This is a genomic window from Streptomyces sp. NPDC050287, assembly GCF_044459385.1.
Classification (GTDB): Bacteria; Actinomycetota; Actinomycetes; order Streptomycetales; family Streptomycetaceae; genus Streptomyces.
This window is the reverse complement of the sequence record NZ_JBITIY010000011.1, coordinates 246168-271616: the sequence shown is the minus strand read 5'-3', so window position 1 is coordinate 271616 and position 25449 is coordinate 246168. Positions and strand designations below refer to the sequence as shown.

The following is a 25449-nucleotide window of genomic DNA, read 5'->3' as shown; positions in this document are numbered from 1 at the left end:
GGTCACCCAGGAATGTCTGCACGGGCCGAGGGCCCCGCGGGGGTCGAGGCTGTCGGCTCCGTCGCGGTGCGTACCTTCGCAGCCCACCGGAGTCACCGGACCTCAGGGGTGACTCAGCCAGCACACCAGAGCATGGATGGCCATCACGTGAACGCCATGGCCGGCGACGGAAGTGGCGCGCCCCACAACCACTTCGCCGACTACGACGAACTGCCCGACGGGCACTTCTACGACCCCGACGCCGAGTACGAGCCCGATCCCGAGTACGCGGCCACGCTCGCGCCCGACGCTGCCCGCCAGCGCCGCGAGCGCGTCGGCCCGACCGGGCGCCCGCTGCCGTACTTCCCGATCCCGGGCCCGCTGACCAGTCACGGCCCCGCGACGATCATCGCGATGTGCAACCAGAAGGGCGGCGTGGGCAAGACGACGTCGACCATCAACCTGGGTGCCGCCCTCGCGGAGTACGGCCGTCGTGTGCTGCTCGTGGACTTCGACCCGCAGGGCGCGCTGTCGGTCGGTCTCGGCGTCAACCCGATGGAGCTCGACCTCACGGTCTACAACCTGCTCATGGAGCGGGGCATGGCGGCCGACGAGGTGCTCCTGAAGACGGCGGTCCCGAACATGGACCTGCTGCCCAGCAACATCGACCTGTCCGCCGCCGAGGTCCAGCTGGTCTCCGAGGTAGCGCGCGAGTCGACGCTGCAGCGCGCCCTCAAGCCGCTCATGGCCGACTACGACTACATCGTGATCGACTGTCAGCCCTCGCTCGGCCTGCTCACGGTGAACGCCCTGACGGCCGCGCACAAGGTGATCGTGCCCCTGGAGTGCGAGTTCTTCGCCCTCCGCGGTGTCGCGCTGCTGACGGAGACCATCGAGAAGGTCCAGGAACGGCTCAACCCGGAGCTGGAACTCGACGGGATCCTCGCCACGATGTACGACTCGCGCACCGTGCACAGCCGCGAGGTGCTCGCGCGGGTCGTCGAGGCGTTCGACGACCACGTCTACCACACGGTCATCGGGCGCACGGTCCGCTTCCCGGAGACCACGGTCGCCGGCGAGCCGATCACCACGTACGCCTCCAACTCCGTCGGTGCCGCCGCCTACCGCCAGCTCGCCAGGGAGGTGCTCGCCCGGTGTCACGCCGAGTGAGTCTGCCGGGGGCCGACGAACTGTTCCGTACGACAGGGGGGACGGCGCTCCAGCCGTCCACTCCACGGCGCCCGGTCAACGGCGAGGCCCGGGTGCCCGCTCCGGCGGGGGAGAGCGACCAGGCAGCGGCCGGGGCGCCCGCCACCACCGGGACGGCCTCGTCCGGGGACGCGCCGCACGCGGTGCCGGCCCAGGGCGGTGACGGCGACGGCGCGGAGCACGTGGCGACGGAGCCGGGCGGCTCGGGGGAGTCCCGCAGCCGGGGCGCCGAGCGCTCCGGACAGCGCGAGGGGACGCAGGAAGGTTCTGCCGCGGGCGCGGGTGCGCCGGCCGCCGCCGCGTCCCGCAAACGCGGACGGGCGGCCTCCCGGCGGCCCAGCGGGCGGGAGCGGCACGACGAGAAGATCACGGTCTACGTGTCCGCCGAGGAGCTCATGGATCTGGAGCACGCGCGTCTGGTGCTGCGGGGCGAGCACGGGCTGGCGGTCGACCGCGGGCGGATCGTACGCGAGGCCGTCGCCGTGGTGCTGGCCGACCTGGAGTCCCGTGGGGACGCGAGCATCCTCGTTCGACGGCTGCGTGGGCGGTAGCGATAGCCTGCGGGGGCCATGACCTCGAACGACGTTCCCTCCGCCGGCACCGGCGCATCCGCCGGTCGCCGGCGTGCGTTGGGGCGGGGGCCAGGGGCGGAGCCGGTTCCGGTCGAACTTCCGCCGGCTCCGGTCGAACCCGCGCCGGCTCGTGTCGAACCCCCACGGGTTGCGGTTGAACCCGCGCCGGTTCCGGAGCCACCGGCTCCAGCGGAACCACCGGCTCCAGCGGGACCACCGGCTCCAGCGGAGCCACCGGCCCCAGTGGCCCCGCCTCCCGTAGAGGAGCCCGCGTCAGAGGAGCCCGCGTCAGCCGCGGAGGGGGAAGAGCCGGGAGACGGCGTCTTCAAGGTCCGCCTCTCCAACTTCGAGGGGCCCTTCGACCTGCTCCTCCAGCTGATCTCCAAGCACAAGCTGGACGTCACCGAGGTCGCGCTGTCCAAGGTGACCGACGAGTTCATGGCGCACATCCGGGCGATGGGCCCGGACTGGGACCTGGACCAGACGACGGAGTTCCTGGTCGTCGCGGCCACGCTGCTCGACCTCAAGGCGGCCCGGCTGCTGCCCGCCGCGGAGGTCGAGGACGAGGCCGACCTCGCGCTTCTCGAAGCCCGGGACCTGCTGTTCGCGCGGTTGCTCCAGTACCGCGCGTACAAACGGATCGCCGAGATCTTCAGCGGCAGGCTGGACGAGGAGGCACGGCGCTACCCCCGTACCGTCGGACTGGAACCGCACCACGCCGAGTTGCTGCCCGAGGTGGTCATCAGCATCGGGGCGGAAGGGTTCGCCAAGCTCGCCGTGAAGGCGATGCAGCCCAAGCCCCGGCCGCAGGTGTACGTCGACCACATCCACGCGCCGCTGGTGAGTGTGCAGGAGCAGGCCCAGATCGTGGTCGGGCGGCTCAAAGAGCTGGGGGAGGCGAGCTTCCGGGCGCTGATCGAGGACGCCGGCGACACCCTGACCGTCGTCGCGCGCTTCCTGGCCCTGCTGGAGCTCTACCGGGAGAAGGCCGTGGCCCTCGACCAGGAGACCGCCCTCGGGGAGCTGCTGGTGCGCTGGACCGGCGGGGACGGCGACGAGACGCCGACGGTCACGGACGAGTTCGACCGGCCGCCCGAGGTACCCAAGGACGATGCCAAGGAGAAGAAGGCGTGAGCGAGGACACCACCGACGTGGCGGCCGGGCCGCGTACCGTCGCCGACCTCGACCTCAAGCCGGCCCTGGAGGCCGTCCTCATGGTCGTGGACGAGCCCGCGACCGAGGAGCACCTGGCGAAGATCCTGCAGCGGCCCAGACGGCAGATCGGGGACGCGCTGCGGGAGCTGGCCGACGAGTACACCGTCCAGGGCCGCGGCTTCGAGCTGCGGCTGATCGCGGGCGGCTGGCGCTTCTACTCGCGCCCGGAGTACGCGGCGGCCGTCGAGGGCTTCGTCCTGGACGGCCAGCAGGCCCGCCTCACCCAGGCCGCGCTGGAGACCCTCGCGGTGGTCGCCTACCGCCAGCCGGTCAGCCGCAGCAGGGTCTCCGCCGTGCGCGGAGTCAACTGCGACGGTGTGATGCGCACCCTCCTGCAGCGCGGTCTGGTCGCGGAGGCGGGCACGGAACCCGAAACAGGTGCGATCCTGTACGTGACGACGAACTACTTCCTGGAGCGGATGGGCCTGCGCGGTCTGGACGAGCTCCCGGAGCTCGCGCCCTTCCTCCCGGAGGCGGAGGCGATCGAGGCCGAGACCCAGGAAGGCGTGCCGTCGTTCGATCCGGATGCACCGGACACGGACGACGGGCCCGCGACGAACATGCCTGACACGACGACGACGGAACTTTGATGCGAAGCAGTGGCAGCGGTAGCGGCAAGAGCGGCGGGCGCGGTAACCACCGCGGGGCCGGTAACAACAGGGACCAGAAGCAGGGGCAGGGCCAGGCCAAGGGCCAGGGCCGTCCCAGCAAGCCCCGCCCCGAGGAGCGCCGCTACGACGTGGGCCCCGGCGCGTCTCACGAGGGCCCGAAGGCGGGGCGCGGCGGCGCGGCCCGCGGCGGCGCCAAGGGCGGACCGAAGAAGCCCCAGCAGCGCGGGCGAAGTGCTCCCGCGACCTCCCGTGAGTACGAGACGCGGGCCGAGGAGCGCAACCGGGACCGGTACGCGGGCAAGAAGGACATCAAGCTGCCCAAGACCTTCCCGGGCGCCGAGCAGGAGGGCGAGCGGCTGCAGAAGGTCCTCGCGCGCGCGGGCTACGGCTCCCGGCGGGCCTGCGAGGAACTGATCGAGCAGGCGCGGGTCGAGGTCAACGGCGAGATCGTGCTGGAGCAGGGCAAGCGGGTCGACCCGGAGAACGACGAGGTCAAGGTCGACGGCCTGACGGTGGCGACCCAGTCGTACCAGTTCTTCTCGCTGAACAAGCCGGCCGGTGTCGTCTCCACGATGGAGGACCCGGACGGCCGTCAGTGCCTCGGCGACTACGTCACCAACCGCGAGACGCGCCTGTTCCACGTCGGCCGGCTCGACACCGAGACCGAGGGTGTCATCCTGCTCACCAACCACGGCGAGCTGGCCCACCGGCTGACCCACCCCAGGTACGGCGTGAAGAAGACCTACCTGGCGCACATCGTCGGACCGATCCCGCGCGACCTGGGCAAGCAGCTCAAGGACGGCATCCAACTGGAGGACGGGTACGCGCGCGCGGACCACTTCCGGGTCGTCGAGCAGACCGGCAAGAACTACCTGGTCGAGGTCACCCTCCACGAGGGCCGCAAGCACATCGTCCGCCGCATGCTGGCGGAGGCCGGCTTCCCGGTCGACAAGCTGGTCCGCGTCGCCTTCGGCCCGATCACCCTGGGCGACCAGAAGTCGGGCTGGCTGCGCCGGCTGTCCAACACGGAGGTCGGCATGCTGATGAAGGAAGTCGACCTGTAGGCCTCCGGGCGCCGATGCGTTTTCGCTCCCTCGCCGGTCTGTATGGGTGACCGGCGAGAGGAGTGGCCATGGTGGCGACGACGGACCGAGACGAGTTCGTGCGGCTGACCGGCCCGTACCGGCGGGAACTGCTCGCACACTGCTACCGGATGCTGGGCTCGGTCGACGAGGCCGAGGACCTGGTCCAGGAGACGTATCTGCGGGCCTGGCGGTCCTACGACGGTTACGAGGGCCGGGCGTCCCTGCGGACCTGGCTCCACCGGATCGCCACCAACACGTGTCTGACGGCCCTGGAGAGCCGAACGCGGCGCCCGCTGCCCTCGGGCCTCGGGGGGCCGTCAGGGGCGCCCGAGGAGCCGCTGACGGCCCCTGCGACGGACGTTCCGTGGCTGCAGCCGCTGCCCGACACCCTCGTCGACCCCGCGACCGTCGTGGCGGCCCGCCACAGTCTCCGGCTCGCGCTCGTCGCCGCGCTGCAGCACCTGCCCGCGCGGCAACGGGCCGTGCTCATCCTGCGGGACGTGCTGGCCTGGCGGGCGCCCGAGGTCGCCTCGCTGCTGGACACCTCCACGGCGGCCGTCAAGAGCAGCCTGCAACGCGCGCGTGCCCGCCTCGACGAGGTCGCCCCCGACGAGGACCTCGTCGTCGAGCCCGAGAGCGCGGCCGACCGTGAGGTGCTCGGCCGGTACATGGCCGCCTTCGAGAACGCCGACATGGAGGCGCTGCTCGCGCTCCTCCAGGACGGCGTCGAGCTGGAGATGCCGCCCAACTCGGAGTGGTTCGCGGGGAAGAAGGACGTGCTGCGGTTCCTGCGGGCGCGCGTCCACGAGAAGGGCGGCATCCGGATGCTGCCCACGCGCGCGAACGGGCAGCCCGCCGTCGTCATGTACGTGCGCGGGGCGGACGACGCCCTCAGAGCGCACTCCGTGCAGGTGCTCACCGTCGAGTCGGGTGCCGTGGCCCGCATCACGGCCTTCCTGGACGCGGAACTGCCCGGCCTCTTCGGGATGCCGGCGGTGCTGTCATGAACCCCGGGGAACTGCTGGAGCGTTCGCTCGCCTACGCACTGGGCAGCGTGGCCGGAGTGGAGCCCGGGAACCTGGGTCGCGGGACCCCCTGCGCCGAGTGGGATCTCGCGGAACTCCTCGGGCATCTCGACGACGCGCTGGACGCGCTGCACGAGGGGCTGACCGGCGGGCGGATCGGGCTGTTTCCCGTGGAGCCGGGCGCGGATCGCGCGTGCGGGTTCCGCAGACGGGCGTGTGCCGTCCTCGGTGCCTGGGCGGCCGGACCGGCCGAGGATGAGGTACTGGTCGGCGAAGTACCGCTGGACGTCCAGGTGATGGCCGCCGTGGGGGCCGTGGAGATCGCCGTCCACGGCTGGGACGTCGCCCAGGCCTGCGGGCGGCTGAGGCCCATTCCCGCCCCGCTCGCGGCCGAGTTGCTGTCCGTCGCGCGGTGCGTGGTCGGCGAGGCGGACCGCGGTGTGCGTTTCGGTACGCCGGTTCGGCTGCCGTCGCGCTCGCGTGCCGACACCCGGCTGCTGGCCTTCCTGGGGCGGCGCGATGCCTTTCCGGAGCGAGGCTGGTCTGCCTTCCGTGAGTGACCTCAAGACTCACGGAAGGCACGATCATGACCGAGACGCTCGAAGTCCCCCTGCGTACACCCCCTGAACTCGCATCCCGGCGGCGCGTGTGGACCGTGGCGCTCGCCGGGCTCGGGGCGCTGCTGTGCTCCCTGGACGTCGTGGTCGTCGCGACCGCGCTGCCCGCGCTGCGGGCCGACTTCGGGGCGAGCCTGTCCCAGCTGGAGTGGACGATCAACGCCTACAACCTCGTCTTCGCCTGCCTGACCCTGACCGGCGCCGCGCTCGGCGACCGCTTCGGGCGGCGGCGTATGTACGTCGTCGGGCTCGCCGTCTTCACCCTGGCCTCCGCCGCCGCGGCCCTCGCGGGCGGCCCGGGACAGCTCATCACCGCGCGCATGGTGCAGGGCGCCGGGGCCGCCGTACTCCTGCCGCTCACCCTGACCCTGATCAGCGAGGCGTTCCCGGCCGAGAAGCGGGGCATGGCCATCGGGGTGTGGGGCGGGGTGACCGGCCTCGGTGTGGCGGCCGGACCCGTGCTCGGCGGGGCGGTCACCGAGGGCCTGTCCTGGCAGTGGATCTTCTGGCTGAACGTACCCATCGGTCTGGCGATGCTGCCCCTGGCCGCCACGAAACTCCGTGAGAGCCATGGCACGCGGCCCCAACTCGATTTCGTGGGGCTGGTATTGGCGGCCGTCGGGCTGACGGGCCTGGCCTGGGCGCCGGTCCGGGCCCCCGAGGTGGGCTGGGGGAGCGTCGAGGTGCTGACCGCGCTGCTCGTCGGGGCCGGGTTCGTGGCCGCCTTCCTGGGCTGGGAGCGGAAGGGTGCCCGGTACCCGATGCTGCCGCTCGCGTACTTCCGGCGACGGGCCTTCTCCACCGCCAACGCCGCCGCCTTCCTCCTCTTCGGTTCGCTGCTCGGCGCGCTCTTCATGATCACGCAGCTCTTCCAGTTCGGGCTCGGCTACTCCCCGCTGGAGGCCGGGGTGCGCATCCTCGTGTGGAACGCCATGCCTCTGCTGGTCGCACCCGTCGCGGGCGCGCTCGCGGACCGGTTCGGCACCCGCCCCTTCATGCTGACCGGCCTCGCACTGCAGGCGACGGGGCTCGGACTGCTGGCCTGGCAGGTCGAACCGGGCGTCGGGTACGGGCAGATGGTGCTCCCGCTGATCATCGCGGGCATCGGCATCTCCCTGGTGTTCCCGAGCGTCGCGAACGCCGTGACCTCCTCCGTGCCGCTGAGCGACGCGGGCGTCGCCGCCGGCGTCAACAACGCCCTGCGCGAACTGGGCGGGGTCTTCGGTGTCGCCGTCGCCGCAGCCGTGTTCACGACGTACGGCGGCTACGGCTCACCGGCCGACTTCCTGGACGGATGCGCGCCCGCGCTCTGGGTCTCGGCGGGGGCCGCGGCGGCGGGGGCGGTGGTGGCGGCGTTCGCGCCCGGGCGCGGGTAGGGGGCTGTTGGGGCTTGTGGAAGACGCGCCCGCCTCTTTATAGTCGTACTGACTATTAAGGGGGTGGGCGCAGGTGGGCGGTGACAACGGCGTGTACGGCAACGAGGCCTACGACAAGTACGCCTACGAACCCTTCGCCGTCACCGTCGATCTCGCGGTGTTCACCCTTCGCGCGGGCGCGCTGCAGGTGCTGCTCGTCGAACGGGGGCAGGAGCCGTACGCCGGGCAGTGGGCGTTGCCCGGCGGGTTCGTGCGGCCGGACGAGTCGGCGGAGACGGCCGCCCGGCGTGAACTCGCCGAGGAGACCGGCCTGTCGGACGTTTCCGGGCTGCACCTGGAGCAGTCGCGGACCTACAGCGAACCCGACCGGGACCCCCGGATGCGGGTCGTCTCGGTCGCCTTCGCCGCGCTGCTGCCCGACCCTCCCCCGGACCTCGTCCGGGGGGACCCCCGTCTCGCCTCGCTCGAACCGCGGGGCGGAAGCGACGCGGCGCAGGCGCGCTGGACGCCGTACGACTCGGCCCGGCCGCTCGCCTTCGACCACGACCGGATCCTGGCCGACGCCCATCAACGCGTCGGCGCCAAACTCGAGAACACCTGCCTCGCCACCGCCTTCTGCCCGCCCGAGTTCACGCTCGGCGAGTTGCAGCAGGTCTACGAGGCCGTGTGGGGCACCGCGCTCGACCGGCCCAACTTCCGGCGCAAGGTGCTCGCCACGCCCGGGTTCGTCGAAGCGGTGCCCGGTGCCGCCCGGCTGACCGGCGGCCGTGGCAAACCGGCCGCGCTGTACCGGGCGGGTCCGGCCACCGCCCTGCAACCGCCCCTCCTCAGACCGTCCCTGGAAGGACGTCCCACATGACCACCCTCCTCACCAAGCGCGCCGCCACGGGGGCGCTCGTCGGGCTTGCCCTCGGAGACGCGCTCGGCTATCCGACCGAGTTCCACAGCGTGTCGTCGATCACCGACCGGTTCGGGCCGTGGCGGGGCCTGGAGCTGCCCACGCCCGCGCTCGTCACGGACGACACGCAGATGACGCTGGCGCTGGCACGAGGGCTGCGCACGGCCATGGACCGGGGCGTGCTCGGACCCGAGGACATGGTAGAGCCCGTGCGGCAGGAGTTCATCGCCTGGAACCGTTCCCCGGAGAACAACCGGGCTCCGGGCAACACCTGCCTGCGGGCCTGCGCCCTGCTGGAACGTCCCGGCCTGCCCTGGCAGGACGCCAGCCAGATCGGCTCCAAGGGCTGCGGCGCCAACATGCGGGTCGCGCCCGTCGGTCTCATCCACGGGCTGAGCGAAGAACAGCGCGCCGGCGCCGCCCAGTTGCAGTCCGCGCTCACCCACGGGCATCCGACGGCCCTCGCCGCCTCCGACCTCACCGCGCACGCCGTACGGCTGCTCGCGGAGGGAGCCGAGCCGGCCCGGCTGGTCGCGCTGCTGCGGTCGTACGCCCTCGAGAACCGCAGCCACTACCACGAGCGCTGGCTCGGCGACCTGTGGACGCGGAGCCAGGACCCGTCGCCCGAGCACTTCATCGCGCGCGGCTGGGACGAGTGCCTGGAGATCCTGGACCGCCTTCAGGACGCCCTGCGTTCTCCTTCCCCCGAGACCGACCCGTGCCTGGCCACCGGTGCGGGCTGGATCGCCGAAGAGGCGCTGGCGACCGGGCTGTTGAGCTTCCTGCTGTTCGTCGAGGAGCCGGTGACGGCCCTGCGGCGGGCCGCCTGCACCTCCGGCGACTCGGACTCCATCGCCTGCCTGGCGGGCGCCTTCGCGGGCGCGCACCTGGGCGCCGACGCGTGGCCCGGTCAGTGGGCGGACCGGATCGAGTACCAGAGCGAGCTGGCGACGCTGGGGGCACTCTGGGACGCCTGACGGGCTTGTTCGCGGTCCGTGCAGGTCAGGCCAGCGTGATGATGTCGCCGCGCACCTTGATCTGCTTCTCGGGAAGCGGCTTCGTGGCCGGCGGATGGGCCACCGAGCCGTCCGCGATGTGGAACTTGCTGCCGTGGCAATCGCAGTTGATGGTGCCGTCCGAGACGTCGGCCACCGGGCACTGCTGGTGGGTGCAGATGTTGGAGAAGGCCTTGAACCTGCCCTTCTCCGGCTGGGTGACGACAACCTTCTCGTCCGCGAAGATCTTGCCGCCGCCGACCGGGATGTCGGCCGTCCTGGCCAGCTCCTGACCGCTGGAGGCGCCGGCCGAGGAGCCGCTGTCCTTGCCGTACTCGCCGCACCCCACGGTCAGCGCGGTCGCGCCCGCCGCGCCCGCGGCGAGAAGGAGGGTGCGCCGGGTCGGGCTGTCGGTCATGTCGTCACTCCGAAGGTGCGGAAGAACCAGAGGGCAGAGGTGAGCCAGATGAGGGTGAGAACGGTGAAGACCAGCCCACCGACGAGCGGCAGCAGCCAGCCGGGGAGCCGCTCCGACCGCAGCAGCAGCATCTTGGCACTGAAGGCACCGAAGAAGAAGCAACCCAGGACCGAGTGCCACAGGACGCGCGTCTCGTACGTCTGGTAGCCCAGCGCGTACAGGCAGTGCACCGCGACCGGCACCGCCACGAGGAACGCGGCGCGGCCCGACCAGCGGTGCAGTGCCGGCGACCAGCGCGGGCCCGGCAGCCTCCCGTACACCATGAACGCGGAGACCAGCTGGACCAGCGCGAAGAAGAACGCGGTCGTCGCCAGCCACGACTTCACCGCCCCCGTGCTGCTGAAGCCGGCCAGGTTGAACGCGGTGCCCGCCGGATCGTGGACCTTGCCGTACACCCCCAGGGCGACCGCGACCGCGGCGGCCACGGCCGCCGGCACCAGACAGCGGGCGGGGTTCGGGCGGCGGTGGCCGGGCTCGGGGGAGGGGAAGTCCTGGGTGAGGGCGTTCGGGTCGACGGGCATGGGCGCTCCCAGGTGGGTCAACCGGAGGGTCAGGGGGTGACGGGGCGGGCCGTGAGCTGCTGTCCGTCGACCGTCACCGCGCCGGTCTCCGGGGTGATCCCGGGCGCCGCGGTGGGCTTGCCGGCGCGGGTGAGGATGCCGACCTGGCGGCCGTCCGGCAGCACGATCCAGCCGCCGTCGATCTTCGCGCCGCGCACGGTCGCCGTCGCCCGGTACAGCCCGGACGGCTTGGTGGCCCGGTCGGCGGTGAAGGCGTAGTGCCCGCCGGCGACCTCGACCGTGCCGCGGATCCGTCGGTCCTGCCGCAGCGTGCCGTTCAGCTCGGCGCCGTACGAGCCGGTGAGCCGCATCGTTCCGTCGTCCTCGACGTCACCCTTCAGCCAGGACTCCTTGGCGTGGCCGTCGCAGAAGTACGCGATCCCCTTGCCGTCGCGCACGGCCACGGCGACGGAGGCCGAGTCGTCGTCGGTGCGCCCGGCGTAGTCGGCGGTGGCAACCGGCTTCCTCGACGGAGACGGAGCCACCGCGGGAGACGGTGACCGGAGGGACGGGGATGCGGTGGCCGACTTCTTGGGCGCCGGGCTCGGGGTCTGCTCCCGGTAGCCGGACGAGGCGCTCTCGGTGCCCGTCGTCGCGTTGAGGGAGAGCATGAAGAGGCCGAGCAGCAGCCCCGCGAGAAGGGTGACCAACGGTCCGGGACGCTTCATTACGGGCCTCCCCCGAGGCGGATGTCCTGCCATCAGAGCGGACCGGCGGCCCGGCGTAAAGAGGCGCACAGGTGTTTCTCACCCCAAGTGGCGGAATAAGGCGATTCGGGGTGGATTGATCCGGCGGGTGCCGGTGCCGTCTCAGCGTGCGGGCGCCGGCCACCCGGCCCGAGGGGGGCTGACTAGGCTGGACGCACCAAGAGCCGTACATCAGCACATCAGCAAGGAGCATCGCCGTGGCGGTACGAGCGGTCCGGGGCGCCGTCCAACTCGACAAGGACGAGGCCGGCCACATGGACGAGCAGGTCGGAGCCCTGCTCACCGCCATCATGGAGCGCAACGGCCTGACCGCCGACGACCTGATCAGCATCTGGTTCACGGCCACGCCGGACCTGCACAGCGACTTCCCGGCCGCCGCGGCCCGCAAGCTCGGCACCGGCTTCGCCGACGTACCGCTGATCTGCGCCCAGGAACTCGACATCGAGGGCGCCATGCCCCGGGTCGTCCGGGTCCTCGCGCACATCGAGTCCGACCGGCCCCGCGCCGACATCGCGCACGTGTACCTCGGTGCCGCGGCGGCCCTGCGCAAGGACATCGCCCAGTGAGGACCGCACTGGTCATCGGAACCGGCCTCATCGGTACGTCCGCCGCGCTCGCCCTGACCCAGCGCGGCGTCGTCGTCCACCTCGCCGACCACGACCCCGAGCAGGCCCGTACGGCGGCCGCGCTGGGCGCCGGCACCGACGAGGCGCCCGACGGTCCCGTCGACCTGGCGATCGTCGCCGCCCCGCCCGCCCATGTGGCCTCGGTGCTCGCGGACGCGCTGCGCCGGGACCTGGCCCGCGGCTACCTCGACGTGGCCAGCGTCAAGGGCGGCCCGCGCCGCGAGTTGGAGGCGCTGGACCTGGACCTGTCGGCGTACATCGGCAGCCACCCCATGTCGGGCCGTGAGCAGTCCGGCCCGCTGGCCGCCACCGGTGACCTGTTCGAGGGCCGCCCCTGGGTGCTGACCCCCACCCGGGACACCGACACCGAGGTCCTGAACCTCGCCCTGGAGCTGGTCTCGCACTGCCGGGCCGTGCCGGTGGTGATGGACGCCGACGCCCATGACCGTGCCGTCGCGCTCGTCTCCCACATGCCCCACCTGGTCTCCAGCATGGTCGCCGCCCGCCTGGAGCACGCCGATGAGGCCGCCGTACGACTGTGCGGACAGGGCATCCGGGACGTGACCCGGATCGCGGCCTCCGATCCCCGGATGTGGATCGACATCCTCTCCGCGAACCCGGGGCCGGTCGCCGACCTCCTCGCGGACGTCTCCGCCGACCTGGAGGAGACGGTCCGGGCGCTCAGGGCACTGCAGGCCTCCGACGAGGACAAGCGCCGCGAGGGCACCGCCGGCATCGAGGACGTGCTGCGCCGCGGCAACGCGGGCCAGATCCGCGTCCCCGGCAAGCACGGGTCCGCCCCGCGGGCCTACGAGGTCGTGTCCGTCCTCATCGACGACCAGCCCGGCCAGCTGGCCCGTATCTTCGCGGACGCGGGGATGGCCGGGGTCAACATCGAGGACGTACGCATCGAGCACGCCACCGGGCAGCAGGCGGGTCTGGTGCAGCTGTGGGTGGAGCCGAAGGCGGCGCCCGTACTCACGGCGGCGCTGAAGGAGCGGGGCTGGGCCATCCGCCAGTAAGGAGGCCTCCGGTGAGCCAGTAACCTTGTGCGGGGCGCTTTCGCGTCCCCGCACACTCCCAGCGCGCACCAGGAAGGTGTCCTCCCGTGGAAAACGGCGCCGCCCAGCCCGTGATTGTCGCCATAGACGGTCCCTCCGGCACGGGCAAGTCGAGCACGTCCAAGGCCGTGGCGGCCCAGCTGGGCCTCAGCTACCTGGACACCGGCGCCCAGTACCGGGCGATCACCTGGTGGATGGTGACCAACGGGATCGACATCGACGACCCCACGGCGATCGCGGCGGTGGCGGGCAAGCCCGACATCGTCTCCGGCACCGATCCGCTGAACCCGACGATCACGGTCGACGGCACCGACGTGGCCGCCCCGATCCGCACCCAGGAGATCACCTCCAAGGTCAGCGCGGTCAGCGCGGTGCCCGAGGTGCGGGCCCGGATCACCGAGCTGCAGCGCTCCGTCGCGGCAGGCGCCGAGAAGGGGATCGTCGTCGAGGGGCGCGACATCGGGACGACCGTGCTGCCGGACGCCGACGTGAAGATCTTCCTGACCGCCTCCGCGGAGGCCCGCGCGGCGCGTCGCAGCGGCGAGCTGAAGGGTGTCGACGTCCACTCCACCCGCGAGGCCCTGATCAAGCGGGACGCGGCGGACTCCACCCGCAAGACCTCGCCGCTCGCCAAGGCGGACGACGCGGTCGAGGTGGACACCACCGAGCTCACCCTCGCGCAGGTCATCGAGTGCGTCGTCACGCTCGTCGAGGAGAAGCGGGCCGCGAAGTGACTGCAGCGTCCGTGCCCTCCCAGAAGGGCGCCGAGGTCGGGCGGCGCATCGGCGTCGGCCTGATGTACGGGCTGTGGAAGCCGCGGGTGCTGGGGGCCTGGAAGGTCCCCGTCACCGGTCCGGTGATCTTCGCCGTCAACCACTCCCACAACATCGACGGCCCGATGGTCATGGGCGTGGCGCCCCGGCCGACGCACTTCCTGATCAAGAAGGAGGCGTTCATCGGGCCCCTCGACCCCTTCCTGCTCGGCATCGGGCAGGTCAAGGTCGACCGGCACACCACCGACCGCACGGCGATCACGCAGGCGCTGGGCGTCCTGGAGAACGGCGGCGTCCTCGGGATCTTCCCCGAGGGGACCCGGGGCGAGGGCGACTTCGCCGCGCTGCGCGCCGGGCTCGCGTACTTCGCGGTGCGCGGCGGTGCCCCGATCGTCCCGGTCGCCGTGCTGGGAAGTTCCGACCGGCCCGGCCGGTTGGTAAAGGGGCTGCCTCCGCTGCGCAGCCGTGTGGACGTCGTCTTCGGCGACCCCTTCGAGGCGGGCGACGGCAGCGGACGACGTACACGCAAGGCGCTCGACGAGGCGACCGAGCGCATCCAGAAGCAGCTCACCGCGCACCTGGAGCACGCCCGGCGGCTGACCGGCCGCCGGTAAAACGCCGGGCGTCCACGTGGACGCCGGGCGACACTGAGTAGTGGGCCGGCCGGGAGAACCCGGGCGTTCCACCGATCACCACGATTGAACGACGAGGTACGGACTTCATGAACGACCACATCCAGCCCGACGGGTCGGCCGAGCACGATCACGGGGCGCTCGGCGATGCCGAGTTCGCGGAGTTCATGGAGCTCGCCGCGGAAGAGGGCTTCGATCCCGAGGACGTCGAGGGGGCGATCGACGCGGCCGGCCACGGGCCGCTGCCCGTCCTCGCCGTCGTCGGGCGCCCGAACGTCGGCAAGTCGACTCTGGTGAACCGGATCATCGGCCGCCGCGAGGCCGTCGTCGAGGACAAGCCGGGCGTCACCCGCGACCGTGTCACCTACGAGGCCGAGTGGTCGGGCCGTCGCTTCAAGGTCGTCGACACCGGCGGCTGGGAGCAGGACGTCCTCGGCATCGACGCCTCCGTGGCGGCGCAGGCCGAGTACGCGATCGAGGCGGCCGACGCCGTCGTGTTCGTCGTCGACGCCAAGGTCGGCGCCACCGACACCGACGAAGCCGTCGTACGACTGCTGCGCAAGGCCGGCAAGCCCGTGGTCCTGGCCGCCAACAAGGTCGACGGCCCGAGCGCGGAGGCCGACGCGGCGTACCTGTGGTCGCTGGGCCTCGGCGAGCCGCACCCCGTCTCAGCGCTGCACGGCCGCGGCACCGGCGACATGCTGGACGCCGTCCTGGAGGCGCTGCCGGAGGCGCCCGAGCAGACCTTCGGCACCGCGGTCGGTGGCCCGCGCCGCATCGCGCTGATCGGCCGTCCGAACGTCGGCAAGTCCTCGCTGCTGAACAAGGTGGCCGGCGAGGAGCGCGTCGTCGTCAACGAGATCGCCGGCACCACCCGCGACCCGGTCGACGAGCTCATCGAACTGGGCGGCGTGATCTGGAAGTTCGTCGACACGGCGGGCATCCGCAAGCGCGTCCACCTCCAGCAGGGCGCCGACTACTACGCCTCGCTGCGCACCGCGGCCGCCGTCGAGAAGGCCGAGGTGGCGGTCATCCTGATCGACGCCTCCGAGTCCATCTCGGTGCAGGACCAGCGCATCGTCACCATGGCCGTCGAGGCGGGCCGTGCCATCGTCCTCGCCTTCAACAAGTGGGACACCCTCGACGAGGAGCGCCGCTACTACCTGGAGCGGGAGATCGAGACCGAGCTCCTCCAGGTGGCGTGGGCGCCGCGGGTGAACGTCTCGGCGCACACCGGACGGCACATGGAGAAGCTGGTCCCCGCGATCGAGACCGCCCTGGCCGGCTGGGAGACCCGGGTCCCGACGGGCCGCCTGAACGCCTTCCTCGGCGAACTGGTCGCCGCCCACCCGCACCCGATCCGGGGCGGCAAGCAGCCGCGCATTCTCTTCGGCACCCAGGCCGGCACCAAGCCCCCGCGCTTCGTGCTCTTCGCCTCCGGCTTCATCGAGGCGGGCTACCGACGGTTCATCGAGCGACGGCTGCGCGAGGAGTTCGGATTCGAGGGGACGCCGATCCATATCTCGGTGCGGGTACGCGAGAAGCGGGGCCGGAAGAAGTAGGCAGGAACGCGTCAGGAAGGGCGGGCCCGGACCCGGGGCCCGCCCTTCCCCCATGCCTCAGTTGCCTCAGTTGCCTCTGCGCGGCCCGGGCGGCAGCGCCGCCGGAACGTGGTGCAACCCGCCGGTGCCGTGCTGCTGCCCGATCTGCCCCACGCGCTGCCACTGCGACTGCTGGCGCGCGCTGTACGCGCCCGCGCTGTAGGCGCTGTACGCGTTGCTGAACGAGCCCGTACTGTGCGGGATGTTCCCGAAGGCGGTGAAGCCCAGCTCGTCCTCGCCCGTGCGGTCACCCGGCAGCGAGCGGAACGACTTGACGTACTCGGCGTAGAGCGCGTCGTAGATCGGTGTGGCCGATGGGCCGCCCTGAGGGTCCTGAGCCACTCGTGCGGACGGCAGCGGCTGGAACGGGCGGCGGGGAACGTCGTAGGTGTGCACGTATGTCCAAACGACCCCGGGCCCTGGGAGATGCGGTCGGGCGACGCGCTCACGTCCCCGCGAGCGGCAGCGCCGCCGTGACCAACTGCCCGTTCGCCGCCGCCTTGTCCAGCGCGTCACGCAGCAGGTCCTCTCGGGGCTGCCGTCCGATGGACCCCACCGGTGCCGCGAACATCAGCACCTGCTGGTGCTTGTTCGCGGCGGCCCGCCAGCTGTCCGTCACCTGCAGCGGCTGATGCGCCTGCCACCAGGCGACCGGCTGCCCGCCGTTCGGCGAGGGCTGCAGCACCGCGTGCAACTGGCCCATCGCCAACAGCACCGACCAGCCGTGCAGCACGGAGGGCGCGCTCTCGATCGCCGTCACCGGCATGAACCCCTGCTCGATCAGCAGCGGCAGGAAGTCGTCGCCGGCTCCCGTCGCACCCGGTCGCACGATCGGCGCGGTCGGCTCGACGACCAGCGCGGGGTGCAACTCTCCGGCGATCAGCACGAGTCCGCTCGTCACCCCGAGCACGGCCTGCTCGGGTGCGGTCTTCTCCGGCTCCAGGTCCACGGTGTCGCCGGTGATCGACTTCACCGCGCCCCGCAGCTGCTCCTCGGTGACCTGGACGACCTGGGAGGGCAGGCAGGAGGCATGGGCGAAGGCGAGCACCGCGGTCTCGTCGCCGACGAACAGAACGGTGCTGGTGCGCTCCTGTTCGGAGTCGCCCGGGGTGCGACAGGACGTGCAGTCGTAACTGCCGGGGGCGTTCTCCCCGGCGAGCAGCCGGTCGGCCTCTTCGTCGCCGATCTCGGCGCGTACCTCGTCGCTGACGTCGAGCATGCGCGGCACGGGTGGCTCCCTCGGGATGTGGTGCGTGGCGGGACCGGGTGGCTCCCGGCCCGTGAACCGGGCGGGGTCCCGGGCTCATGAAGAAGACAACGGGCGATCTGTGGCGGGGGTCACGCTCCAGGCCGAACGGAATCGAACCATCCGACGCGCAGCGTCACCTTCGGTGCGTAAACCGGCACTCAGCGTCAAGTCATGGGAATGCGGGGGGAGTTGGAGCGGTGAAGTGAGTCACAGGCCGTCAGGCGGACTGGCCGACAAATCAGGAAATCAGTGAATTAAGTGGGTGGCAAAAAATCGTCGATACTCGGGGTAACGGCGAACTGGCCTGGAATGACAAGCAGTTGGTTGATACCGGCTGGTCGCCCTTCTAGATTTCTCGGCCGTGTGCAACCAGCACCGCTCGGGTACGTCCGCCGACCGCGCGCTTCATCGACATGCCGATGTCCGGCGCGCCGCACCATCTCCGGTGGACGGGGGGAGCGTGACGACCGTGACGGAACACGGGCCGTGGCGCCTCGCCTTGGGGGACCCCGGGTACGTGGAGAGGGAACTACATGTCCGAATGTGCCGATACCACTCGCGACAACGTCCGTAAGGCGCGGAAGGCTCCCGGCGGGAACCAGGCCCGTACCGCGGCGGTCCTCGCCGGAGCGGCTCTGCTCGCCCCGCTGGGAGTGCTGGCCGCGACCGGCAACGCCGCGGCGGCGGACGGCGGGGTGTGGGACCGCATCGCCCAGTGCGAGAGCGGCGGCAACTGGCACATCAACACCGGCAACGGCTACTACGGAGGACTCCAGTTCTCCGCCTCCACCTGGCGTGCGTACGGCGGCACGGCCTACGCGCCGACGGCCGACCAGGCGGGCAGGGACCAGCAGATCGCCGTCGCCACCAAGGTCCAGCGGGCCCAGGGATGGGGCGCCTGGCCCACCTGTTCGGCGCGGGCCGGAGCGTCCGGGAGCGCACCGGGCGTCTCCGCCTCCGGCACGACGCACACGAACCCCTCCCCGTCGAAGGCACCGTCGAAGCCCTACAAGGCGCCGGAGCGTTCGACCAGGGCGGTCGAGGCACCCGAGAGGCCGGCATCGGCACAGCACGTCACCCGCGGCGGGTCCCGAGGCGACTACACCGTCCGCGCGGGCGACACGCTGAGCGGCATCGCCGACCGGCACGGGACCACCTGGCAGCGGCTCTACGCCGCCAACAAGGCCGCCATCGGCGGTGATCCCGACGTGATCGTGCCCGGGCAGCGCCTCGACATCTGAGGCCCGCTCCCCCTCGTCCCGGGCCTGGGGCCCCATCCGGTCGGCGGACCGGATGGGGCCCCAGGGCGTACCGGACGCCCCGGGACGACCCCGCCGCGGCGGCTGCTCAGTGCCTCGGCGGTAGCCGGTCCGCCGCTTCCCGCCGCTGGAACTCGCCCGCCTCGCCGCCGAAGCCGACCGCTCCGCGGCGCGGTTCGTACACCACCGCCGCCGCTGGGTCGCGCGGCCCCGGCGGCAGCCGCTGCTCGGCGACGACCCCACAGGCGTCGAGCGCGCGCAGAAGGTCGTACGTGCGGGCGGCGACCGTCGGCGACATGCGCGCGCGTGCCGGCAGGGCCCGGGAGAGGGCGAGCGTGCGCTCCTCCCCGCCGGAGAGAGTGCCGGCGCGGCGCGGGAGGACGGCGGAGTCGCGGGTAGGCGTCCAGGGCGGTCTGCTGGTTCCGGTGGTGTTCGAGCGGCCGGCCGAACCGCCGAGAACCCGCAGGGGACGGTTTCTGTGCCGCATCCGGGTTTTTCATCGGCGGCACGAGTTCCCGCGGACCCGTCCGGAATCGCGGACGGAAAGAGGGGCCGGGGACGGTTCTCCGGGAACTTTCCGCGGGGCTTTTCCTCCGGTGGGCGCGACAGGCGGGAAATGCGTTCGGTTCCCCGAAGAAGGTGTACGAAACCGCTCGTACGTGTGACGAAGTCGACCCAAAACGCGTCTCGTGACTCTGTGACAGAAGCGTGACAGAGAGGGAGGCCCGACCAGGGTTCGAGCCCGGACTTCCCCGGTTGCCGGACAGCGCCTAGCGTGGCCGTATGGCACCTTTTCCGACCCCTCCCGCCGAACCCGACGACAGCCCGGACACCTACGTCGGCCTCGACGCCGACAGCGCGGAACGGCTCGCCCGCGAGCGGGGGTGGTCGACGGTCCGGTCGCTGCCGCCGGGGGCCGTCATCACCATGGAGTACCGCAGCGGTCGCCTGAACTTCGAGGTGGAGAACGGCCAGGTGGCGCGGGCCTGGAAGGGCTGACGCGACCTGACACGGGGCGGACCACGATCATGGCGACGGCCCCGGTTCCTGTCGAGGAACCGGGGCCGTCGCCGGGTGCGGGGGTGGGCTGTGCGTACCGGCCCCGCCGACTGGTGGTCAGCCTGTCCGAGGGGTCAGCTCGGGGGGCCGCCGCCCGTCAGGGGGCGGGCCGTCGAGTTCGTGCCCCGCGGGACACGGTCCGAGTGCGGCGGCCTGCGGCTGCCGACCGGGGTGACGGGTGTGCGCTCCGAGCGGGTCATGTGCGGGCCCGGGGCGAGGTAGACGGGCGCCCGGGGCGAGCGGGCCGCCGTCTCGTTCTGGGGAGCCGTCGTACGCGGCTTGAGGCGCACCGGAGTCTCGACGGGCGAGAGCGGTGCCGGTGCGGGGGCGCGGCGCCGGGCACGCCAGCGGTCGCGCAGATCGAAGATCCCGGCCTCGGCGCGGGCGATCAACGGCTCGCACCAGGGCAGGGCCAGCAGGACCAGCAGACCCGCGGTCCAGCCGAGGACGACGTCGCTGAGCCAGTGCGTACCGAGGTAGACCGTGGCCATGCCGACTCCGAGCGAGGTGACCGCGGAGACCGCGGACAGCCAGCGCCGGGCTCTCGGGGTGGAGGCCAGATAGGCCAGGATTCCCCAGGTCACCACGGCGTTGGCGGTATGGCCGCTGGGAAATATATCGCCGCCCAGGCCCATCTCGTTCGAGCCGATCGCGGTCGCGTAGTGCGGCCCGAGTCTGCCCATGCCGAGCTTGGCGGCGCCGACCGTGATGTTCAGCAGCAGCAGCGATGCGCCCAGGGTCAGCAGCGGGCGCAGCGTGTGCTGCCGCCAGGAGCGCCAGCCGAGCCAGGCGGCGACCATCACGGCGGTCGGGCCGCGCTGGCCGAGCACCACGTAGTAGTCCACGAACCAGTGGATGCCCGCCCACTGCTGGTACGGGCGGAAGAACATGACCTGCCAGTCGAGACGGACCAGCCATGAGGTGATCACCACGAGCCACACGATCGCCAGATAGAACGCGAGAGTTCCGGCGAGCAGCGCGACCCGGTGCCGGCTCATCTTCGGCACGTCGATGTGGGCCGGCCGTTCCCGCTCACGGTCCAGCCTGGCGAACACCCGGTCCAGACGGGTGAGGTTTCGTTCGGTACGCACCCAATCGACGTTACAGCGAGTGAGCTCAGTTCCTCGTCGAATCCACGGCTTTGTGATGACCATGTGATGTGGGATTCCTCTCAGGCGGAGGTTTAATTCCGAGGAATCCGCAATGCCGGGAGGCCGGCCCCTTTAATTCCTTTGATCGTCCCGGGTTGCGGTTTTATTGGCCTTATGAATTCGTTCACCGAATCATGGGGTGGAATTATCCGGACGCTCACCGACGGTCCGCGACGATCACGGTGGACCGGAGCCGTTCAGCCAGAACGCCCCGTACCCCGCCGAGACCACCGCGACCGTGCCGAGCAGCAGCGCCGACCTGCGTGTCCGGGTGCGGGCCAGGGCCCGGGCGAGGGGCAGCAGCAGGGGGAAGGCGGGCAGCAGCAGGCGTGGTTTCGAGCCGAAGTAGCTCGACGCGCACAGGGCGAGGGCGGTGACGACGCCCGCGTACACCAGGAGCGGCAGCGGCTGGCCCTGTCGTACGCAGACCGCGTACAGCCAGACGATCAGCCCCACCCCGACGATCAGCCCCACGCCCGCCAGGGCCGACGGAAACGACGTGAACTTGTCGGCGACGAAGCGGGCGAAGGCGTAGCCGCCGTCGAATCCGTTGCGCCAGCCGGCCTGGACGTCGAGGTAGCCGAGCGGGCCCCTGCCGGTGCGGTGGCCGACCCACAGGACATAGGCGGCGCCGCCCAGGGGGGCGAGCAGCACGCCGAGGGCGCGCCGCGCGTCGACGCCCGGGGCTCTCGGCTCCGGTACGGAAGCGGCGGCGGCAGGCGTTCTCCGGTCCCGTACGGAGGCGGCGGCAGGCGTTCCCCGGTCCCGTACGGCGGCGGCAGCAGGTGCTCTCCCGTCCCGTACGGCGGCGGCCACGACAGGTGCTCTCCGGTCCCGTACGAACGAGATGATCGCTGCCGCCCCCACCGCCGCGACCACCGCGAGGCCCACCGGTCGGGTCAGGCCCGCCAGGGAGGCCAGAGCGCCCGCCGTCACCCAGCGGCCGGTGAGGACCGCGTACAGCGACCACGCGGCCAGCGCGGTGAACAGGGACTCGCTGTACGCCATCGACTGCACGATCCCGACGGGCAGCACGGCCCACAGCAGGGCGGCACAGACGCCGGCGCGGGGGCCGTACACATGGTCCGTGACGGCGAAGACGCCCCACGCCGCGGCGAGCGAGGCGAGCAGGGCGACGGCGAAGCCCGCGTCGGCGTACGACAGCGGGGTGGTGGCGGCCAGCAGCCGCTCCAGCCAGGGCAGCAGCGGGAAGAACGCGAGGTTGGAGTGCACATCACCGTTGGGCAGGCGCACCTCGTAGCCGTATCCCAGCTCGGCGACCCGGGTGTACCACAGGGCGTCCCAGCGAGCGGTCAGCAGCGTGTACGCGCTCTTGTCGCGCGCGGCGCTCCACAGGGCCAGCGTCAGCAGGCCCAGGGCGCGTACGGCCGCGTACCCGAGGAGGGCCGGGGCCGCTCGGCGCAGGGTCGCGGCGCCGCGCGTTTCAAGATCGGTCACGGGCTGATTATCGACCGGGTACGGGCCGCGTCCTTACCGGGGCCGGTACCGCGCGGCCCGCGGGGCCGTGCCCGACGAGGAGGGGGAGCGGGGAGGTGGAGTGGCGTACGCCACACCTGTTCCCCACGCGTCTGAGAGGTCCGCCACTGGGCACCGGCGGGAACTCGCGTACATTGGCGTGTCACTCGCCTTCGTTGCGCGGGCCGGAGACCACCGCTCCTCTCCGGCCGAGTCACGGGGAGTCCCCAACCCGTGAGCCCCGCCGAACGCGAGGGAACATCTGGGAGGTACGTGCATGTCCGGGACGACCACGGCCGCTGTGCTGCGCCGTCGGGCGGCCGGGGCCGGTGCCAACCGCTGGGTCGTTCTCGTCGTCCTCTGCGTCAGCCTGCTCCTGGTCGCCCTCGACGCGACCGTGCTGCACGTGGCGGTGCCCGCCGTCACCGAGGACCTCAAGCCCGGCGCGATAGAACTGCTCTGGATCGTCGACGTCTATCCCCTCGTCTGCGCCTCGCTGCTGATCCTCTTCGGCACGCTCGGCGACCGCGTCGGCCGCAGACGGATCCTGCTGCTCGGATACGGCCTGTTCGGCGTCGCCTCCGCCATGGCCGCCTTCGCCGGGACCGCCCAGGTGCTGATCCTGGCCCGGGCGCTGCTCGGGGTCGGCGGCGCGATGATCATGCCCGCGACGCTGTCGATCCTGCGCCAGGTCTTCCCGGACCGGCGGGAGAGGGCGCTCGCGATCGGCATCTGGAGCGCGGTGGCGGCGGTCGGCGCGGCGATCGGTCCGCTGCTCGGCGGCTTTCTGCTGGAGCACTTCTGGTGGGGCTCGGTGTTCCTCGTCAACATACCGTTGATGCTGGTCAGCCTGCCGGTCGGACGGCTGCTGCTGCCGGAGTCGCGGGGCGACGGCAAGGGGCCCTGGGACGTGGTCGGCGCGCTGATGGCGGCGGCCGGGCTGTTCTGCCTGGTGCTGGGCGTGAAGCGGCTCGGCGGTGGGGAGCTGGGGCCGTTCACCGTGGCGCCGCTGGTGCTGGGCGCCGCGCTGATCGTGCTCTTCGTACGGCGGCAGCGACGGCTGACGCATCCCCTGGTGGACCTTCGGATGTTCGCGCGGCCGGCGTTCAGTACGTCGGTCGGGTGCATCGTGCTGGCGATGCTCGCGCTGGTCGGGCTGGAGCTGATCGCGGCGCAGTACCTGCAACTGGTGCTCGGACTGTCTCCGCTGCAGACCGGTCTACGGCTGCTGCCGCTGACGATCGCCGCGATGGCGGCGGGGCTGGCCGGGGCGCGGCTGCTCCGGCGGTTCGGGCCGCGGCGGATGGTGAGCTGCGGGTTCCTCCTGACGGCGGTGGCCGTCCTCCTGCTGACCGCGATGGGCGGCCAGGACAACGCGGGGCTGCTGGTCCTCGGGTTCGTGCTGCTGGGGTTCGGGCTGGAGACGACGCTGTTCGGGGCGTACGAGTCGATGCTGAGCGAGTCTCCGCCGGAGCAGGCGGGCGGCGCGGCGGCGATCGGCGAGACCTCGTACCAGCTGGGGGCGGGCATCGGGATCGCGCTGCTCGGCACGGTGATGAACGCGGCGTACGCGCCCGGGCTGGCGTCCGTGCCGGGGGTGCCGGCGTCGGCGTCCGCGTCGGCGGGGCATTCGCTGGGCGAGGCGTACGACGTGGCCGGGCAGTTGGGCGGGACTGCCGGGGTCGCCCTGCGCCGGGCGGCCCGGGACAGTTTCGTGCACGGACTGCATGTCACGCTGCTGGTGAGTGCGGGGTTGTTGGTGCTGGGGGCGGTGATGGCGTTGCGGCTGCCGCGAGTGATGCAGTGCGGGGATCCCGGGGCCGAGTCCGGGGCCGGCGGCGTACCCGCGCCTCGCAAGGTCGCGCAGTCCCGCGTCTCGGCTTGACGCAGGACGTCTCCCACCCACGCTCGGGAGGCGGGGCTTTTTTGTGAGGGTGCGGCACCCCGGCGGTGCTGCTTCGCCGACGGGCCCGCCACGCTGTCCTGGACGTGCGGGACACTGCGTCGTAACGTCAGGTGCGGATGAGTAACTAGCGGTGCTAGTTTCGAGAGGACGTGCTCATGGCCCCGTTCGACCCCGCCGACCCCCTCGGTATCGACGACCTGCTCGAGCCGGAGGACCTGGCGATCAGGGCCACCGTGCGGGACTGGGCCGCTGACCGGGTGCTGCCGTACGTCGCCGAGTGGTACGAGAGCGGGGAGCTCCCCGGGATCCGGGAGCTGGCCCGGGAGCTGGGCGGGATCGGGGCGCTCGGGATGTCGCTCAGCGGGTACGGCTGCGCCGGTGCCAGCGCCGTGCAGTACGGGCTGGCCTGCCTGGAGCTGGAGGCCGCCGATTCCGGGATTCGCTCGCTGGTGTCGGTGCAGGGATCCCTCGCCATGTACGCCGTTCACCGGTTCGGCAGCGAGGAGCAGAAGCGGCGCTGGCTGCCCTCCATGGCCGCCGGTGACGTCATCGGCTGCTTCGGGCTCACCGAGCCCGACCACGGGTCCGACCCCGCCTCCATGCGGACGTACGCCAAGCGCGACGGCGGGGACTGGGTGCTCAACGGGCGCAAGATGTGGATCACGAACGGGTCCGTCGCCGGGGTCGCCGTCGTGTGGGCGCAGACCGATGACGGGATCCGCGGGTTCGTCGTGCCGACCGACAGCCCGGGCTTCTCCGCGCCGGAGATCAAGCACAAGTGGTCCCTGCGCGCCTCCGTCACCAGCGAGCTCGTGCTCGACGACGTACGGCTGCCCGCCGATGCCGTGCTGCCGGAGGTCGTCGGCCTGAAGGGTCCGCTCAGCTGTCTGTCGCACGCCCGCTACGGGATCGTCTGGGGCGCCATGGGCGCGGCCCGCGCCTGCTTCGAGGCCGCCGTCGACTACGCGAAGACGCGTGAGCAGTTCGGGCGGCCCATCGGGGGGTTCCAGCTCACCCAGGCCAAGCTCGCCGACATGGCGGTCGAACTGCACAAGGGGATTCTGCTCGCCCATCACCTGGGGCGGCGCATGGACGCCGGCCGCCTGCGTCCCGAGCAGGTCAGCTTCGGCAAACTCAACAACGTGCGGGAGGCGATCGAGATCTGCCGGACCGCCCGTACCATCCTCGGTGCCAACGGGATCTCGCTCGAATACCCCGTGATGCGGCACGCCACCAACCTCGAGTCGGTGCTCACCTACGAGGGCACCGTCGAGATGCACCAGCTCGTGCTGGGCAAGGCGCTCACCGGGCTCGACGCCTTCCGCTGAA

General features: G+C 71.9%; 26 protein-coding genes and 1 pseudogene. 19 read left to right on the top strand and 8 right to left on the bottom strand.

Features of this window, described 5'->3' with window-relative positions; translation table 11 throughout:
- Positions 1 to 12: 12 nt before the first annotated feature.
- From ACIBK3_RS33910 to ACIBK3_RS33865, 10 genes are all read left to right on the top strand, one after another.
- The gene (locus tag ACIBK3_RS33910) at positions 13 to 1149 is read left to right on the top strand and encodes a ParA family protein (protein ID WP_399371324.1); all 1137 of its coding nucleotides are present in this window, start codon (positions 13 to 15) and stop codon (positions 1147 to 1149) included.
- Complete coding sequence (locus tag ACIBK3_RS33905) at positions 1134 to 1739, top strand: hypothetical protein (protein WP_399371323.1); 606 nt, start codon at positions 1134 to 1136, stop codon at positions 1737 to 1739. Before ACIBK3_RS33910 ends, ACIBK3_RS33905 begins: the two co-directional genes overlap by 16 nt.
- Positions 1740 to 1757: 18 nt before the next feature.
- On the top strand, positions 1758 to 2894 hold the full coding sequence (locus tag ACIBK3_RS33900; RefSeq protein ID WP_399371321.1) for a segregation and condensation protein A: 1137 nt from the start codon (positions 1758 to 1760) through the stop codon (positions 2892 to 2894).
- Positions 2891 to 3565 carry an SMC-Scp complex subunit ScpB gene (gene scpB, locus ACIBK3_RS33895; RefSeq protein WP_399371319.1) on the top strand — a complete coding sequence of 225 codons (675 nt, stop codon included), beginning with the start codon at positions 2891 to 2893 and terminating at the stop codon, positions 3563 to 3565. The genes ACIBK3_RS33900 and scpB overlap by 4 nt, the downstream gene beginning before the upstream one ends.
- Positions 3565 to 4650 carry a pseudouridine synthase gene (locus ACIBK3_RS33890; protein ID WP_399371317.1) on the top strand — a complete coding sequence of 362 codons (1086 nt, stop codon included), beginning with the start codon at positions 3565 to 3567 and terminating at the stop codon, positions 4648 to 4650. The genes scpB and ACIBK3_RS33890 overlap by 1 nt, the downstream gene beginning before the upstream one ends.
- Positions 4651 to 4718: 68 nt before the next feature.
- A complete protein-coding gene (locus tag ACIBK3_RS33885; RefSeq protein ID WP_399371315.1) occupies positions 4719 to 5678 on the top strand; it encodes a sigma-70 family RNA polymerase sigma factor in 960 nt (319 codons plus the stop codon).
- The gene (locus tag ACIBK3_RS33880; RefSeq protein WP_399371313.1) at positions 5675 to 6256 is read left to right on the top strand and encodes a TIGR03086 family metal-binding protein; all 582 of its coding nucleotides are present in this window, start codon (positions 5675 to 5677) and stop codon (positions 6254 to 6256) included. The genes ACIBK3_RS33885 and ACIBK3_RS33880 overlap by 4 nt, the downstream gene beginning before the upstream one ends.
- A 26-nt stretch (positions 6257 to 6282) precedes the next feature.
- On the top strand, positions 6283 to 7689 hold the full coding sequence (locus tag ACIBK3_RS33875) for a DHA2 family efflux MFS transporter permease subunit (protein ID WP_399371312.1): 1407 nt from the start codon (positions 6283 to 6285) through the stop codon (positions 7687 to 7689).
- Between the two features lie 73 nt (positions 7690 to 7762).
- Positions 7763 to 8548: an NUDIX hydrolase gene (locus ACIBK3_RS33870; RefSeq protein WP_399371311.1), complete on the top strand. Its 786-nt coding sequence runs from the start codon at positions 7763 to 7765 to the stop codon at positions 8546 to 8548.
- On the top strand, positions 8545 to 9564 hold the full coding sequence (locus tag ACIBK3_RS33865; RefSeq protein ID WP_399371309.1) for an ADP-ribosylglycohydrolase family protein: 1020 nt from the start codon (positions 8545 to 8547) through the stop codon (positions 9562 to 9564). The genes ACIBK3_RS33870 and ACIBK3_RS33865 overlap by 4 nt, the downstream gene beginning before the upstream one ends.
- Positions 9565 to 9589: 25 nt before the next feature.
- Here the strand turns inward: ACIBK3_RS33865 and ACIBK3_RS33860 are convergent, their stop codons facing one another.
- The 3 genes from ACIBK3_RS33860 to ACIBK3_RS33850 are packed head-to-tail and all read right to left on the bottom strand — an operon-like array spanning position 9590 to position 11288.
- Complete coding sequence (locus tag ACIBK3_RS33860; protein WP_399371307.1) at positions 9590 to 10000, bottom strand: Rieske (2Fe-2S) protein; 411 nt, start codon at positions 9998 to 10000, stop codon at positions 9590 to 9592.
- Positions 9997 to 10581 (bottom strand): DUF6529 family protein, encoded by a 585-nt coding sequence (locus tag ACIBK3_RS33855; protein ID WP_399371306.1) that lies wholly within the window; start codon positions 10579 to 10581, stop codon positions 9997 to 9999. Before ACIBK3_RS33855 ends, ACIBK3_RS33860 begins: the two co-directional genes overlap by 4 nt.
- A 29-nt stretch (positions 10582 to 10610) precedes the next feature.
- On the bottom strand, positions 10611 to 11288 hold the full coding sequence (locus tag ACIBK3_RS33850; protein WP_399371305.1) for a hypothetical protein: 678 nt from the start codon (positions 11286 to 11288) through the stop codon (positions 10611 to 10613).
- 236 nt (positions 11289 to 11524) lie between these two features.
- Between ACIBK3_RS33850 and aroH the strand changes: the two genes are divergently transcribed.
- The 5 genes from aroH (at position 11525) to der (ending at position 15981) form a co-directional block, all read left to right on the top strand.
- Positions 11525 to 11893 carry a chorismate mutase gene (gene aroH / locus ACIBK3_RS33845; RefSeq protein ID WP_399371303.1) on the top strand — a complete coding sequence of 123 codons (369 nt, stop codon included), beginning with the start codon at positions 11525 to 11527 and terminating at the stop codon, positions 11891 to 11893.
- Positions 11890 to 12975, top strand: coding sequence for a prephenate dehydrogenase (locus ACIBK3_RS33840; protein ID WP_399371301.1), 1086 nt, complete (start codon positions 11890 to 11892; stop codon positions 12973 to 12975). Before aroH ends, ACIBK3_RS33840 begins: the two co-directional genes overlap by 4 nt.
- An 86-nt stretch (positions 12976 to 13061) precedes the next feature.
- Positions 13062 to 13748, top strand: coding sequence for a (d)CMP kinase (gene cmk, locus ACIBK3_RS33835; RefSeq protein WP_399371300.1), 687 nt, complete (start codon positions 13062 to 13064; stop codon positions 13746 to 13748).
- Between the two features lie 62 nt (positions 13749 to 13810).
- Positions 13811 to 14401 (top strand): lysophospholipid acyltransferase family protein, encoded by a 591-nt coding sequence (locus ACIBK3_RS33830; protein WP_051826485.1) that lies wholly within the window; start codon positions 13811 to 13813, stop codon positions 14399 to 14401.
- 107 nt (positions 14402 to 14508) lie between these two features.
- A complete protein-coding gene (gene der, locus ACIBK3_RS33825; RefSeq protein ID WP_399371298.1) occupies positions 14509 to 15981 on the top strand; it encodes a ribosome biogenesis GTPase Der in 1473 nt (490 codons plus the stop codon).
- Between the two features lie 66 nt (positions 15982 to 16047).
- On the opposite strand, the gene ACIBK3_RS33820 is transcribed toward der, so the two are convergent.
- Complete coding sequence (locus ACIBK3_RS33820) at positions 16048 to 16416, bottom strand: hypothetical protein (RefSeq protein WP_399371297.1); 369 nt, start codon at positions 16414 to 16416, stop codon at positions 16048 to 16050.
- Positions 16417 to 16465: 49 nt separating this feature from the next.
- A complete protein-coding gene (locus ACIBK3_RS33815) occupies positions 16466 to 17248 on the bottom strand; it encodes a hypothetical protein (protein WP_399371296.1) in 783 nt (260 codons plus the stop codon).
- A 554-nt stretch (positions 17249 to 17802) separates the two neighbouring features.
- On the opposite strand from ACIBK3_RS33815, the gene ACIBK3_RS33810 reads away from it, so the two are divergent.
- The gene (locus ACIBK3_RS33810) at positions 17803 to 18510 is read left to right on the top strand and encodes a transglycosylase family protein (protein ID WP_399371295.1); all 708 of its coding nucleotides are present in this window, start codon (positions 17803 to 17805) and stop codon (positions 18508 to 18510) included.
- A 106-nt stretch (positions 18511 to 18616) separates the two neighbouring features.
- Here ACIBK3_RS33810 and ACIBK3_RS33805 read toward each other — a convergent pair.
- Positions 18617 to 18938, bottom strand: a pseudogene (locus ACIBK3_RS33805) (ABC transporter); the annotation flags it as partial.
- A 373-nt stretch (positions 18939 to 19311) separates the two neighbouring features.
- Between ACIBK3_RS33805 and ACIBK3_RS33800 the strand changes: the two are divergent.
- Positions 19312 to 19527 carry an I78 family peptidase inhibitor gene (locus ACIBK3_RS33800; protein WP_399371294.1) on the top strand — a complete coding sequence of 72 codons (216 nt, stop codon included), beginning with the start codon at positions 19312 to 19314 and terminating at the stop codon, positions 19525 to 19527.
- A 134-nt stretch (positions 19528 to 19661) separates the two neighbouring features.
- On the opposite strand, the gene ACIBK3_RS33795 is transcribed toward ACIBK3_RS33800, so the two are convergent.
- Together ACIBK3_RS33795 and ACIBK3_RS33790 are read right to left on the bottom strand one after the other, a co-directional pair.
- Positions 19662 to 20678 carry a phosphatase PAP2 family protein gene (locus ACIBK3_RS33795; protein WP_399371293.1) on the bottom strand — a complete coding sequence of 339 codons (1017 nt, stop codon included), beginning with the start codon at positions 20676 to 20678 and terminating at the stop codon, positions 19662 to 19664.
- A 237-nt stretch (positions 20679 to 20915) separates the two neighbouring features.
- Positions 20916 to 22196, bottom strand: a complete 1281-nt coding sequence (locus tag ACIBK3_RS33790) for a mannosyltransferase family protein (protein ID WP_399371292.1) — start codon at positions 22194 to 22196, stop codon at positions 20916 to 20918.
- A gap of 295 nt (positions 22197 to 22491) precedes the next feature.
- On the opposite strand from ACIBK3_RS33790, the gene ACIBK3_RS33785 reads away from it, so the two are divergent.
- The gene (locus tag ACIBK3_RS33785) at positions 22492 to 24099 is read left to right on the top strand and encodes an MFS transporter (protein WP_399371291.1); all 1608 of its coding nucleotides are present in this window, start codon (positions 22492 to 22494) and stop codon (positions 24097 to 24099) included.
- A gap of 176 nt (positions 24100 to 24275) precedes the next feature.
- Positions 24276 to 25448 (top strand): acyl-CoA dehydrogenase family protein, encoded by a 1173-nt coding sequence (locus ACIBK3_RS33780; RefSeq protein ID WP_399371290.1) that lies wholly within the window; start codon positions 24276 to 24278, stop codon positions 25446 to 25448.
- Position 25449 lies beyond the last annotated feature (1 nt).